General features: G+C 59.4%; 7 protein-coding genes and 2 pseudogenes. 2 read left to right on the plus strand and 7 right to left on the minus strand.

The features are described from left to right. Positions 1-36: 36 nt before the first annotated feature. From cysN to noeE, 3 genes are all read right to left on the minus strand, one after another. Positions 37-1,923, minus strand: coding sequence for a sulfate adenylyltransferase subunit CysN (gene cysN / locus ACVWZM_RS08015; RefSeq protein WP_456852439.1), 1,887 nt, complete (start codon positions 1,921-1,923; stop codon positions 37-39). After that, on the minus strand, positions 1,923-2,822 hold the full coding sequence (gene cysD / locus ACVWZM_RS08020; RefSeq protein ID WP_456852441.1) for a sulfate adenylyltransferase subunit CysD: 900 nt from the start codon (positions 2,820-2,822) through the stop codon (positions 1,923-1,925). The genes cysN and cysD overlap by 1 nt, the downstream gene beginning before the upstream one ends. Before the next feature lie 265 nt (positions 2,823-3,087). Further along, positions 3,088-4,347: a nodulation protein NoeE gene (noeE, locus tag ACVWZM_RS08025; RefSeq protein ID WP_456852443.1), complete on the minus strand. Its 1,260-nt coding sequence runs from the start codon at positions 4,345-4,347 to the stop codon at positions 3,088-3,090. 791 nt (positions 4,348-5,138) lie between these two features. Between noeE and ACVWZM_RS08030 the strand changes: the two genes are divergently transcribed. Beyond that, positions 5,139-5,594, plus strand: coding sequence for a MarR family winged helix-turn-helix transcriptional regulator (locus tag ACVWZM_RS08030; RefSeq protein WP_456852445.1), 456 nt, complete (start codon positions 5,139-5,141; stop codon positions 5,592-5,594). 680 nt (positions 5,595-6,274) lie between these two features. Here the strand turns inward: ACVWZM_RS08030 and ACVWZM_RS08035 are convergent. Next, positions 6,275-6,460: a hypothetical protein gene (locus ACVWZM_RS08035; protein ID WP_076829490.1), complete on the minus strand. Its 186-nt coding sequence runs from the start codon at positions 6,458-6,460 to the stop codon at positions 6,275-6,277. 1,133 nt (positions 6,461-7,593) lie between these two features. After that, positions 7,594-10,785, minus strand: a complete 3,192-nt coding sequence (locus tag ACVWZM_RS08040; protein WP_456852447.1) for a Ulp1 family isopeptidase — start codon at positions 10,783-10,785, stop codon at positions 7,594-7,596. 374 nt (positions 10,786-11,159) lie between these two features. Here ACVWZM_RS08040 and ACVWZM_RS08045 point away from each other — a divergent pair. Continuing rightward, positions 11,160-11,416 (plus strand): annotated as a pseudogene (locus ACVWZM_RS08045) (transposase domain-containing protein); the annotation flags it as partial. A 135-nt stretch (positions 11,417-11,551) separates the two neighbouring features. On the opposite strand, the pseudogene ccoS reads toward ACVWZM_RS08045, so the two are convergent. Together ccoS and ACVWZM_RS08055 are read right to left on the minus strand one after the other, a co-directional pair. Beyond that, positions 11,552-11,710 (minus strand): annotated as a pseudogene (gene ccoS / locus ACVWZM_RS08050) (cbb3-type cytochrome oxidase assembly protein CcoS); the annotation flags it as partial. Further along, positions 11,710-13,896 carry a heavy metal translocating P-type ATPase gene (locus tag ACVWZM_RS08055; protein WP_456856635.1) on the minus strand — a complete coding sequence of 729 codons (2,187 nt, stop codon included), beginning with the start codon at positions 13,894-13,896 and terminating at the stop codon, positions 11,710-11,712. The pseudogene ccoS and the gene ACVWZM_RS08055, both read right to left, overlap by 1 nt. Between the last annotated feature and the right edge of the window lies 1 nt (position 13,897).

A 13,897-nucleotide genomic window follows, 5' to 3' on the forward strand; every position in this document is an offset into this window, starting at 1 on the left:
CAGGAGAGCGGCATCCGCGACCACGAATCGGCAGGTTTATCGCCGCTCGTCGCAGAAGACTGCGCGCGCCATCACGGCGTTGACGACGACTTCCGCTGCTTGCTCTGGCGCCTGCTCCATTGTCCTGAGATGAATTTCGGGCGTTATCGGCGCTTCGTAGGACGCATCGATGCCCGTGAAGTTCTTGATCTCACCGGCTTTTGCCTTTGAGTAGAGACCCTTTGGATCCCGCCTTGCGCATTCCTCGATTGGCGTATCGACAAAGACTTCGATGAACTCGTCCTTGCCAATCAGGCTGCGAACCATGTCTCGTTCGGACCTGTAGGGGGAGATGAACGAACAGATCACGATCAAGCCGCTGTCCAGCATCAACTTGGCAACCTGTCCGGCACGCCGAATGTTTTCCACCCGCGCAGCCTTCGAGAAGCCCAGGTCCGCGTTCAATCCGTTCCGGAGGTCGTCACCATCCAGCAGCATGGCATGCCGCGACATTGCGAGCAGCCTCTGATCAACCATGTTGGCGATCGTCGACTTTCCCGCGCCAGACAGACCGGTGAACCAGACGACGCAAGGCTTCTGATCCTTGAGCGCGGCGCGCTCACTCCTGCCCACCGAAAGCGCCTGGCAGGAAACATTGGTGGCCCGCCGCAGCGGAAACGCAATCATGCCGGCGCCGACGGTGCGATTGGTGCAACGATCAATGACGATAAATGATCCGGTTTTCCGGTTGACGTCGTAAGGATCGAATGCGGCGGGCAGTGCAGTCGCAATATTGCAGAACGCGATCTCATTGAGAGAAAGCGTCTCGGCAGCCAGGTGCTCACATGTGTTGACATCGATCCGATGCCTGATCGCGGTAATGCTGCCGGCGACCGTTTGCAAGCCAATCCGCAGGATGTAATTTCGTCCGAGAGCGAGCGACCCGTTGTCCATCCAGATCAGATAAGCGGCGAATTGATCGGCGACGCTGGGTCGTTCGGTTGGTCGCGTCAGAAGATCGCCACGGCCAATGTCGATCTCGTCTTCCAGCGTAATGGTGACGGCATCGCCGGCTTCGGCGTCGACAAGGTCGCCATCATGGGTCACGATCCGCTTGATGCGGGTGGTACGTCCGGATGCGGCGACAACGATCTCGTCGCCTGTCGAGATCCTGCCGGAAGCCACCGATCCGGCGTAGCCGCGAAAATCCGGATCGGGCCGGTTCACCCATTGGACTGGAAAGCGGAAAGCCTGGCTTGCGGTGTCGGACTGGATATCGACGCTCTCCAAATGCTCCATCAGGCATTGACCATGATACCACTTGGTATGAGCGGACCGGTCGACGACGTTGTCGCCGTGGCGGGCAGAGATCGGGATCGGAACAATCGAGCTAAAGCCAAGGCCGGCGGCAAAGGCCAGATAGTCGGCGACGATCCGATCGAAAGCAACCTTGCTGTATGCGACTAAGTCGATCTTGTTCACTGCCAGCACAACATGGCGAATGCCAAGCAGCGAACAAATGAAGGAGTGGCGGCGGGTCTGAACCAACACGCCCTTGCGGGCATCGATCAGGATGATTGCGAGCTGCGCATTCGAGGCGCCGGTCGCCATGTTGCGGGTGTACTGCTCGTGACCGGGAGTGTCAGCCACCATGAAAGAGCGCCGCGGCGTCGTGAAGAAACGGTAGGCGACGTCGATCGTGATACCCTGCTCCCGTTCGGCCTCGAGCCCGTCCACGAGCAGCGCGAAGTCGATGTCGGCGCTGCCATGCCTGACGCTGTCGCGTTTCACTGCCACAAGCTGATCTTGGTAGATCATCTTGCTGTCGTGCAACAACCGCCCGATCAGGGTCGATTTTCCATCGTCCACCGAGCCACATGTTATGAATCGCAGCTGGTCCCTTGCACTAGGGTGGATGGGTTTCGACAATGCTATGGAAGTCATCAGAAGTAACCTTCCCGCTTCTTCTTTTCCATCGAAGCGGCTTCATCGGTATCAATCAGGCGCCCCTGACGCTCGGACACCGTCGCAGTCTGCATTTCTGCGACCACCTCTTCTATCGTCGTCGCATCGGATTCAATGGCCCCGCTCAAGGGATAACATCCCAGCGTGCGAAAGCGGATCATGCGCATTTGCGGCGTCTCATCGCGGTTGAGCGGCAATCGCCTGTCGTCAACCATGATCGTCGCGCCATTTCGGCGCACCGTCGGTCTTAGCTTTGCGAAGTAGAGCCGGACGACCGGGATTTTTTCGAGCATGATATATTCCCATACATCGAGCTCGGTCCAGTTTGACATCGCAAACACGCGCATGCTTTCGCCCTGGCGTATCCGTGTGTTGAACAGGCTCCAGAGCTCCGGCCGCTGGTTGCGGGGGTCCCATACGTGTCCGGCCGAACGGAACGACAGTATCCGTTCCTTGGCGCGGCTCTTTTCCTCGTCACGCCTGGCTCCGCCAAGCGCGGCATCAAATCCGTAAAGCTCGAGCGCCTGCTTCAGGGCGTCGGTCTTCATCACCTGGGTATGAAGCGCCGAGCCGGAGTCGATCGGATTGATTCCGCGCGCAATGCCCTCCTCATTAACATGGACGATCAGCTCGACGCCGAGCCGCTTGGCCGTCGCGTCCCGGAAGCAGATCATCTCGCGGAACTTCCAAGTCGTGTCGACGTGAAGCAGGGGGAAAGGCAATTTTGCCGGATAGAACGCCTTGATCGCAATGTGCAGCAGCACGCTCGAGTCTTTTCCGATCGAGTAAAGCATGACCGGCCTTTTGAACTCGGCGACCACCTCACGCATGATTTCGATCGATTCAGATTCAAGACGGCGCAGATGTTTTGGCAGCATATATGTTATTTTCGATGCAGGATCTCGGTTCTGCAGCGCCGGCCCAGAGGAGGACGTCGGGTGCGGAGCGAGCTCGCCGGTGCGCGTGGCTATCCAAGTGATCAAGTGCCGGTTGGGCAGCAGACCGACTGACACACCCCGGGCATGTCGCGTTCTACCGTGGTGCCGCCGGCGCCTGCCTCACACGCTATTGGCGTAGATCAGTTCGTTGGGGGGGCCTGGCTAAATCAGCCAGCGTGTTTTGATCGCAAGCATCGAGATCACTCTAAGCCATATTGACGATCTGCTCAAGCCGCGCGACCTCACCTCGCAAGATCTCGATCGCCGCATCACGAGTCAGAATAGCATCCAGCCCTGCAGCTCGATCAGCTTCTGACGCCAACAGTGCCTGCTGCAACTGCGCTCTCATTGAATCGGCCAGCCGCAAGTTTTCCGCAATACTGGCGGCGGACAGATCCTGCGGCTGGACCACGGACATGTCGCACGTGGAACGAACGCTCTCCGGAACCTGCGGAGCAGGGTGGACTTGCCCGGATTGAGATGGCTGGGACGATGCTCCCGCCTTCCCAGTTCGCAAATCCCGCCAGGTTCGGAATATTTGTCGATGGAGTTCAGTTAACCGAGGTCCTCTATCCACAACTCCGGCTTGCTGTGCTTGCAGCAGCTCCGCCTCATATCCCAGTTCTGTCAAAAGCCTGGTGCCGACCAGATCGGTCACAGTTTGCATCTCTTCGATGCTTAGTTGGGATTGCCATGTCTTGACAGAGCTTTGATCGACCGCATTTCGTTCCAGGATTTTGCGATCCCCAAAGCTGCTGGATCGAAGATAATCTACTTGGCCCATGCTCGCCGCTGCGGCCGCCGCGGGATCACAGTCGAGCCCGCTTAGCAGGCGCCTAATCTCTTCGTCTGGATGCGTCACAAGCAGCTCATATCGCACCAGCTGCGTGCGCGGGCGCGCGCGGTGCGCAGCGAGCATCGGAAGGCCCAGAACCAAATCGGCAAGTGAAGATATTAAGGCATCGGGCAGACGGAGCACGAGATCGGCGAGACTAGATACGCTGACCGAGTAGGAGCTTTTGGCTCGAAGCGGGATGCCCCACGTGGATTTCAGTGAAGCCGCGATGGCATAAGGATTGCGTATCAAAAGGATGTGTGGTGCCTCTGGATAGACACGTTCAAGGAATTCAAGCGCCGCCCAATAGCGGGGCGTTTTGTCTATGATGATCCGCTTGCCCGCTGTTGCCAGATACTGACCGTATGCTGCATCGGCAAAAGCGCGGCTGGCAATCGTCCGATCGATGCGCCCCAGGAATTCGGAGGTTGCGCTCTCAATCAGCAAAGATCCTGCCGGGTGGCGCTGATCCACCCTGCCAAATGCCTCGAGCGCCAGCATCAACCAGGGTTCAGGCGGAGCTACAATATCTGGATGTTGCTGGAGCAGGTGCGCCAGGAGTGTCGTCCCGGATCGTGGAAGTCCGAGGAGAAAGCAGACCGCGGGCGAACGGTCAAAAGCATCGCTCATAATTCGGACCTCATGCTTGAAAAAATGAACCGCGCCGCTCGTCTGACTTCGAAGAAGAGGTAGGCGCAGAACAGTTAGGGACGACTGCTTGCGCACCAGCTAATGCTGCGACAGGGATTTGACCTGCCACTCATGATTCGAGAGCCGTTCGGTTCGATCGATTGGGCGAGATCGCAGACGCATTTGACAGCTGCGATGCCCCCGATTGCTCGACAGTCGAGATGAAGTCAAGGGGCCAGCTCAATTGCGCGAAGACTGGCTGCGGATTCGAAAGGCTGCAAAGAATTCTAATGTTCAGCAGGTACCTGCGCGCGGCACATGGGAAGTTGCTATGTACAGTCGACGTGGTGCGTTTTCCTCGACCATTGAAAGCATAAATGCGGCATGCACCATGCACTTCGCTGTCTTGGCATAGGCCGGAAAAGCTCGGCACTAGAACGGAGAGCTCGGCGAGAGGGACAAGAAAGCACACAGGCGGACATCTGAAATGTCAGGCGGATCAGACCTTTCAGCGCGCGATATCGCCCCCGCCGCAACTGCCTGCCGCTGGCCGGTCAACACAACGAGCGTGTAGCGCCTCTCCCCGCCTTGCTGTCGCAAGTCCCACAATCCGTCCGATCTGTACCAAGTATCGGAGTTGCTGCTCTTGCGGCGTTGTCCCGATTTCTAATCCGCGGTAATGGAAGTCTGTAAAGGATGGAACCTGGCCCACGATGCCGCCGGATTTACCTAGTCCAGCAAACGCGCCTTATCGTATCTCCGCTGACGGACAGGAGGTATTCCGGCCGTTCATGTGGGAGATCAGATCGATCAGTGCCTGCCTCGAAGAACTCGCCAAATTCCGTGCCAATATGCTTGGCATCACTGGGCCACAGTGGATGATCCTGATGGCAGTGGACTACCTGGGCAAAGAAAAAGGTGTGTCCGTCAACCTGGTGTCACGGTTGATGCACGTCGATCCTTCTTTCGTCACGACCCACTCAAAAGTCTTGGAGAAAAAGGGATTCCTGAGGCGCAAACCCTCCACAGCCGATGCGCGAGTAGTTCAGATGTCGCTGACCGCCAAAACGCGCAAGCATCTCGCTAGTTTGACGCCTCGAGAGGAAGCGCTGGATGTACAGGGTTTTGACGAATTCGGCCCTGACGGATCAAGCGAGTTCATTACCGGGCTGGCCGCAGTGAGGCATCGCTTGGAGAAGGCCCGCTCTGGCATCCAGAAGACCAAAACGAGCAATCGTCAGAAATGAAGCTGGCTAACCATCCGACTCTCCCGGCCTTCGAATATTTCGTGAGGCGGCGCGGTCGAAGGTGGTTATGGTCCCTCCACACCGCCGAAGGCGCGCAGGTGATGATGGGTTTCGCACGCAACCGCTCCGCCGCCGTCTATCAAGCCAACAGAGCGCTTTTTCAGTTGCTGCTGAGCGCGCCTTATCGCTTGGGAGTTCAAGTTCACCAACAGGCTCCGCGGCCACCGCTTACGCCAAAGCTTTAGCCAGGCATGAGCTTCGGCTGTGGCGGCGTGGGTCTCAAGACTTGCAGCGATCCGGTTTGCTAATTGGAGCGTCCCGTCTAGCCGTCACCAAGAACAATCGCGGCCCTTAACAGCGATCCGCCGCATTCCTCGACCCCTTAACGGGAACGAGCGACCATCGAAACAATTTCCAGCCTGGAAACATTCGAAGCAGGACCGGTCGTACGATTGTCTCGTCGCTCTCGATCATACCGGGCAAAGCAGCCTTCGCGGCCGTACTCCTTTAACCTCAAGGGATCACGAAGCACTGGGGCCCTTCCTCGAGAGTGACAAACCAAGCGCGTGAAAAGTTCTTTCCACAAAGCAATTGGCAGCCCGTGGAAAACAATTGCAACGGCCGTAAAGGGCGGCCTGCGAGCCGCCCTTTTGTGCCGGCTACCGGCGCTGCTAAGTAAGCTACCGCTGATGTCCGAGTCCTATTCCGAGATTTAACGCCTTCTGGCGCAACGCACCGACGCTGCGTTTGGTCATTTTTGCAATTTTTATGACGGGAGTCCGAGCCTTCGAATGGACTTTGAGCTCCTTGATATCTGCCTTGGTCCACTCGCGCCGCTTAACGCGTTTCTTGGTTGCTTTTTTCACAGTGAATGCTCCTTTTGAGAGGAGCGGCTTGTAACATAGTTTTTTAGGAGCGACGACCGTAAAAAAAAGAGGCAATCATGGGAACTCGCGCCATGATATGTGTGCAGAAGACAACGCAGCTCGACTATTGTAAATTTAGTTCAGATGCCGTCTTGAGAGGCTTCGCCTGGTTATTCGAAGCTAAGCCCGCAGACTGACATGTTGCTGGAAGGAAGTGAGCAAGCAGGGTGTGGTAAGCTTGAACAAACTCCGAATCAGGCATGTTCGTGATTTGTATTAGGCGGGGAGGCACAACGCTCGAGGACTATGAGATATCGTATCAGTCTCTACCACGGTCGCCCTACTACGCTTGGCGCGCTGCGCTGTCTGGACTGTCGGAGTCTCCTTGCGCTGGCGAGAACACCAGATCGAATCTCCTCTTCGTACCCGTCGTCCGGTCTCGGCTCAAGGTTGGAGGGACAAGTGTGTTCTTATGAGCAGGCAGCTTTCACCTCTTTTGACGCGGGCCGAGAACGGCAAACGCTGGATTGACCGCCCGCGATGATCTCTCATAGAGAGGCTTCGGTTGACATGAAGATGAGCGGCCACCGCTTCAGCCTTGATGGCGCGATCCCTCCAATTTTCTTTTGATGTGGCGTATGCATATTTGGCGAAAGAAGGATGAGGCCGACGCCTGATGGTCCGCGATCGGTGTTGTTGCGCCGCGAAAAATGCGGCCGCCTTATTGGGCCAAGGCGCGATAAGATGGCTTAGCGGACCGATCCAAAGCTGACCGGCGTTATCGATCGACTTTTTCCTCGCCGCGAGGCCGGCCTCAAGCTTGCCGGACAATGCGACCTCGCGGTGTCTCGGTAGCCAGACGTCCTGCCGAGGATTTGTTGCGATCATGGCGCATTGCTGCCCTGACAATGGAAGCTCCTGCGCCGAGGCGGCAAGCCCGCCGATCAGCAGGCCGCCTGACCTTCACGCAATGCCATCCATGGAGCTCGCCGCGCCCGCGTTCATGCGTCGCTCAGGTGGTCTCGTCGTATGCGCCCTCAGCTCCTCACGTGAGACACTATGATGCTTTGCGAGCACACCGATTGCGGATTTTCGATCGGCGAGAAGCGCATTTACACGGGCGCGCGCCCTGTTCAACTGAAGCCGAAACCAGCGCCTAGTCGGTCCAGCAGTGCCGGTCGACTGATGACAAGATCGTTGAGGTTCAGGTGCGGCCGTCCTACTGCCAATCGTCTTACAAGTTCCCGGGTGCCGTCCACGACAAAGACGCCGCAGTCATAACCGTTCTGCTGCTGTCTTATCGGGGCCTGTTGCAGGTTAGCGTCGAGCCGTCCTGCGAGTTTCGCGGCGGGCCTGTCATTGTATCCCTGGGCGGAGTCATAGTGATATGCGACCGGCCGGCCCCGATCGCGGCGATCAACCAGCAGCAGCGACCAGTGACTGCCGCGCTGATGTCTATCCGTATCGCTGGCATCACTTACCGGCAGAAACAGGAAGTCGGCGGTATCATGGCGAACCCACCCTAATGCTCGTGCGGCTACCTCCTTGGAGGGAGATCGCAACATTTGGGCTATCAGAGGATCCACGAACCGCGTCCGGGCGGCGAGATCCGGATCGTTCTGCAGCAACTCATGCGCCAGGAGCTCATAGTCCCGCTGGATATGCTCGTCACCCAGCCACTGCGTGGGGCCGAGGACGGCCTCGCTGCGCTGGCCGGAAGAGGCAACGGTAGCCGAGGGGCGGATTTGAGCACCCGGGACGGGAGACGGGCGAGGATGATGGATGAACTGCGCACCGCGGCGTCCTCGCGGCTCCAATGGGATCGAGCGGGTCTCGCCATTGACGGAGACCTGGGTTGGGCCGCTGGACTGGGGCGGCAGGACCCCGATGTTATCCCGGACATCGCGTAAGAAATCCGGCACTGGCTGGCGACCATCCTGCCAATCCGCGTCAACTCGGTGTCCGATGTCCTCAAGCGAGTGAAGTACGCCCGACCGCCCGACAAAGAAGGCGGGTTTACCGGCAGGGCTGAGCACCGGCGCTGACTGAGCATCGTCGCGCATCTGCTGCGGCGTGTACGGCAGATCAGCGAAAGACTGAAGACCGCGGAAGGTGTCTGCCGACTGAGCTGGCGCGTCCGATGGTCCGGTGAAGAGCGGCGGTCTGGCGGCAGCCCCGCCCGCCGGCGCTGACTGAGCATCGTCAAGCATCTGCTGCGGCGTGTACGGCAGATCAACGAAAGAGTGAAGACCGCGGAAGGTGTCTGCCGACTGAGCTGGCGCGTCCGATGATTTGGTGAAGAGCGGTTTGGCGACAGTTCTACCCACCGGCGCTGACTGAGCATCGTCAAGCATCTGCTGCGGCGTGTACGGCAGATCAACGAAAGACTGAAGAGCGCGGAAGGTGTCTGCCGACTGAGCTGGCACGTCCGATGGTCCGGTGAAGTGCGGCGGTTTGGCGACAGCCCTACCCACCGGCGCTGACTGAGCATCGTCAAGCATCTGCTGCGGCGTGTACGGCAGATCAACGAAAGACCGAAGACCGCGGAAGGTGTCTGCCGACTGAGCTGGCGCGTCCGATGGTTTGGTGAAGAGCGGCGGTTTGGCGACAGCCTCACCCGCCGGCGCTGACTGAGCATCGTCAAGCATCTGCTGCGGCGTGTACGGCAGATCAACGAAAGAGTGAAGACCGCGGAAGGTATCTGCCGACTGAGCTGGCGCGTTCGATGGTTTGGTGAAGAGCACCGGTTTGGCGACAGCCTCACCCGCCGGCGCTGACTGAGCATCGTCAAGCATCTGCTCCGGCGTGTAAGGCAGATCAACGAAAGACTGAAGTCCGCGGAAGGTATCTGCCGACTGAGCTGGCGCATCCGATGGTCCGATTAAGAGCCGCGTTCTGGCGGCAGCCCTACCCACCGGCGCTGACTGAGCATCGTCAAGCATCTGCTGTGGCGTGTACGGCAGATCAACGAAAGACTGAAGACCGCGGAAAATGTCTGGCGATTGAGCTGGCGCGTCCGATGGTCCGGTGACGAGCGGCGGTCTGGCGACTGTTCCACTCACCGGCGATGACTGAGCATCGTCGCGCATCTCCTGCGGCGTGTACGGCAGGTCAACGAAAGAGTTGAGACCTCGGTAGATCGCCGACGACCCCTCTGGTACCGCTTCCGGCGTCGGCCGCTCAAAATCGTGCGGCAGGTGCGGCGACCACGTTGAGCTCGACTCGTCACGCCGCGGCTCCCCACCCGCCTGCTCAGGGGAGACGCCCAGCGCAGCGTTCGCCTCGACGAGGCATAGGTAGCTCCGAAGACGATCGAAGCCCATGTCGGCGTTTCGACTGGCTTTTTTGAAGTCCCTGTGATCGTTATTCAACGACTTTTGCTGCTCACTGGTGCCGGTGAGCCGGCTCACTATGCTCCCTCGCCCGTTCCTTTGTAGCCAAGCACCGAATCTTCGTTGGTTGCCGGCCAGATTTTGAACAACTTTTCTCCTAGTATCCTCGGAGTTGAGCAGGCTCAGCTCCGCCTTTTCCAGGCTATCAATGATGCGGGCGTCGTCGGGATAAAGATGCAATGTGGGCGACGGGACAGTATGACCGCGGGGTTTCCGGGACGCACCCGCTCCGGAAACGTGCTCGGCATCGCCGACCTTGCCTAACGCGAACAATAGATGCTCGTCCTTCGGGAACAACTTCTGAGCAAATTCAATGCGCGCAGCGTGGTCTAGCTCGGATATCGAGCAGCCTTCAACTTTAAGCGCGTTAGAAAATCTGCGAAGACTACGATCATGACGAGCAGCGCTGCCCGACGTCATGCCGCTGGCATTAAGCCGCTCTGAGAGGGGCGCGTCTTCCGCTGAGGGGATCGTGCGCGGCCGCCCGCCAGAAGCTACATAGCTCGAATCATGATACGAACGAAGGATATTCAACCCCTTCTTCATGTCTTCGTCCTTTGGGAAGTAAGTCTTGACGTAACGGATCAAGGACTCGTGTTCCTCCAGAACAATCGTTTGACGATGAGCGCCAAGATGATTTCCAAGTCGGCGAAGCGCCTGAGTATAGCGCTTAACCGTCTTCTCGCTTGGCTTTTTCTGATCCGCATATTGGGCAATCGCCTTATCGATAATGTTTCGATGTTCTGCAGAGAGATCGGGATGGTAGTTGCGGCCGCCACGGGAGACAGGACCCGGATCGGGTGGGCGCGCCTCGGCCAAGTGCTGCTCAAAGCCCGCTTGCCCGGCCTGGCCGCCCTGGTTCTCTTCCAAGACGGCGTGATGCACCTGGGACCAAGCTGTTACATTGGATGGATCGGAATTGTACGGGTCCACGCTAGCCTCACATCCAAGAAATCAATTGAGCTGATCCTATCTGGATAGGCTTTCCGGAAGCTGACGAGGCCGTCGCTTGTGGAACAATGCACCGCCACATCCGCAACATGAAACGCCCCCGCGGGCTCTCAATCGTCGCAGGCTTCATGGGTTTCAGGACCCGCCTTCCTTGCCGCCGATGACGCCTTCCGCCGGCATGGGAGCCGAGGACTCGTCAATGCTCTGGTTGCAAAGCGGCATACGGCGGCGCCGCAGGTGCACGCATAGGTGCCAAGCCACAGTTGATCCGTGGATCGCTCTCGCAAATCCGCAACGAGCCTTCCGCGGTTCGCTTCTCCTTCATTCGCTCTCTCATCGGCTATTCACGGAGAGGGCGCTGGGACAACCTCGCCTGCTTCCTCGACGATGGCGGGATCTGCATGACCACAATTGTGCTGATGCGTGCATTGAGAGGCATCGTTTTGGAAGGTGGAACTGAATCTTCGCCGGCAGCCAGCGCGGCACCAAACGGGCCGCCATCATGTTGACGATGATCACGACCTGTCGCCTTAACAAGGTCAACCCAAGGCTTGGTTCGCCCACGTCCTCGCCGGTATCGCCAAATCTTCCCGCATCGCATCTCCACGAATAGCCCTGATCAACAAGTTGTCGCTGCCCGTCCCTGCAACCGCGCGTCTCTAGTTGCGCCGCGGACCACCGGAACGGCCGAGCTAGCACTCTCGTCCCAGCGGGGACCGTCGCAATTACGCTGCCCCATCTGCACTATTTGGACTGGCGCCTCGTCGGGCTCGTCATCCGCGAGGGCGCGCCAGGCCGCGCCATCGAGATCGTCATACTGACCACTGTTCAGCGACCACAGAAAGCCGAGCAGGCCAACGAAGCCCAATGCAAGAGCGAGTGGAACCAGATAGAGCAGAACCTCCATCAGACTGCCTCGCCCCTTCGCGCCCGCAGCGCATTGAGCATGACCAGCACGGATGAACCTGACATCGCCGCGGCGGCAATCAGCGGCGTCACCAGGCCGGCGATCGCAACCGGGACTGCCAGGACATTGTAGACGACAGCGAGCAAAAGGTTCTGCCGCATCAGCCGCAGCGCCTTGCGCGAGGTCATAACCGCCGTCATCACGGGCCGAAGACGCTCACCGAGGAAGACCGCATCAGCGACCGCCTGGCTCATATGAGTGGCCGTAACAGGCGACATCGAGGCATGAGCTGTTGCGAGTGCGGGCGCGTCGTTCAAGCCATCGCCGACCATCAGCACCTTGTATCCCTCGTCCGTCAGGCCTTCGACCCGCGCGACCTTATCCGTCGGCGAGACGCCGGCGCGCCAATTTTGAATGCCGAGCGTCTCGGCCGTGCGCCGAACTGCTGGCTCGCGATCTCCCGACACGATCTCTACCACGACCCCAAGGCTCGCGAGGCCCGCGACGACCTCGGGCGCGTCTGGCCGCATGCGTTGGCGGACGGCGAAGACGTGCTTGCTGTCGCCGTGTCTAAAGGCGACGATAGAAGCCTCTGGATCTCGGCAAAGAGCCTCGTCGGCGAGGCTGTCAGCGCCGCAGAAGGACGGGCGGCCGAGCCGGATCTCTGACCCTTGATAGTAACCCCTAACACCCTGCCCCAGCTCCTCCTCGATATCGGCCAGCGGCTCGCTTGCGCCAGCAGCTCGCGCCACGGCCGTGGCGACCGGATGGCGGCTCGATAATGCAAGCCGGCCCGCCAATTTGACGACATCTTCCGGAATGTTGGCGAGATTGGCGACATCGAGCTCCGGCAACGTCAGCGTTCCGGTCTTGTCGAAGACCACCCGGTTCACTTCGGCCATGCGCTCGATCGCATCCCCGGCGTTAAGCAGCACTCCGGACCTGAACAGCACGCCGGACGCCACGGTCTGCACCGCCGGTATAGCCAGACCCAGCGCGCAAGGGCACGTGATGATCAAGACCGCGATCGCCGTGACGATCGCATCATGGAAGGTTGCGCCAGAGGCAAGCCAACCGAGCATCGTCAGAAAGGCAGTTGCATGGACGATCGGAGCATAGAGCCGCGAGGCGCGCTCGGCCAGGCGTAGGTAGCGCGAGCGGGCCTGCAGGGCATGATCAAGTAGTCGAGAAATCTCGGCGAGCAGCGTGTCCTGCGAGGCTGCCACCGCGCGAACGCGCAAGGTACCCGATCGCACCAATGTACCGGCGAACACTGCGCTGCCGGGCACCACCAGCGCGGGCAAGGTCTCACCCGTAATGAGGCCTTGATCAACCTCGGAGCGGCCGTCGATCACGTCGCCATCGACGGCACAGCATTCGCCGGGTCGGACCAGCACGACGTCGCCCGGTTTGATCGTTGATGCCGGAACGGTTCTGATCTCCGTCGGGCTTATGAACTTCGCGGCGGTCTCCGCCTTGAGCGCGGCAAGATTGCCGGCGACGGCGCGGGTGCGCCGCCTCACGTTCTGGTCGAGATAGCGGCCTGCGAGCAGGAAGGCGATCAACATGATCGCCGCGTCAAAATATGCATGCTCGGCATGAGCGATGGTCTCGATCAGCGAAGTCGCCAACGCGAGCACGATGCCGATGCTGATCGGCACGTCCATATTGGCCCCGCGCGCCCGTAGCGCGGTAAAAGCTGAGAAGAGGAACGGCTGCGCCGAATAAGCCGCGGCGGGAAGCACGATCAGCGCGGAGAGCCAGTGAAAGAAGTCGCGCTGCTCCGGCAGCATGTCCGAGACATTGCCGGACCATACCGGGATCGAGAGCATCATAACGTTCATCGCGGCAAAAGCAGCCACGCCCAGCCGCCGCAGCAAGTCCCGCGCCCGCTCCGATTCCAGTGTCTCCGCATTGTCCCGTTGAAAGGGATATGCGCGATAGCCCAGTTCAGCGAGCCGCTTGATGAATAGCGCTGGATCGAGCGCGCCGGCTTTCCATTCCACCGCCAGTCGGTTGTCGGTGAGATTCACGCGCGCCGAGGTCACGTCCGGAATGCTCGATAGATTGCGCTCGATCTTGGCCATGCAGCCCGCGCAATTGATCCCTTCTACCGCGAGGTCGAGTTGGACGAAGCCCGAGCCTGTCCTCTTCAAATAGTGCGAAAAGTCGATGTCCGCCTGCATG

This window comes from Bradyrhizobium sp. USDA 4501 (assembly GCF_054062115.1).

Excerpts from the sequence above, each read along its gene's own strand:
- cysD (WP_456852441.1), bottom strand. The coding sequence starts at position 2,822 with ATGCTGCCAAAACATCTGCGCCGTCTTGAATCTGAATCGATCGAAATC.
- cysN (WP_456852439.1), bottom strand. The coding sequence starts at position 1,923 with ATGACTTCCATAGCATTGTCGAAACCCATCCACCCTAGTGCAAGGGAC.
- ACVWZM_RS08030 (WP_456852445.1), top strand. The coding sequence starts at position 5,139 with ATGTGGGAGATCAGATCGATCAGTGCCTGCCTCGAAGAACTCGCCAAA.
- ACVWZM_RS08055 (WP_456856635.1), bottom strand. The coding sequence starts at position 13,896 with ATGCAGGCGGACATCGACTTTTCGCACTATTTGAAGAGGACAGGCTCG.
- noeE (WP_456852443.1), bottom strand. The coding sequence starts at position 4,347 with ATGAGCGATGCTTTTGACCGTTCGCCCGCGGTCTGCTTTCTCCTCGGA.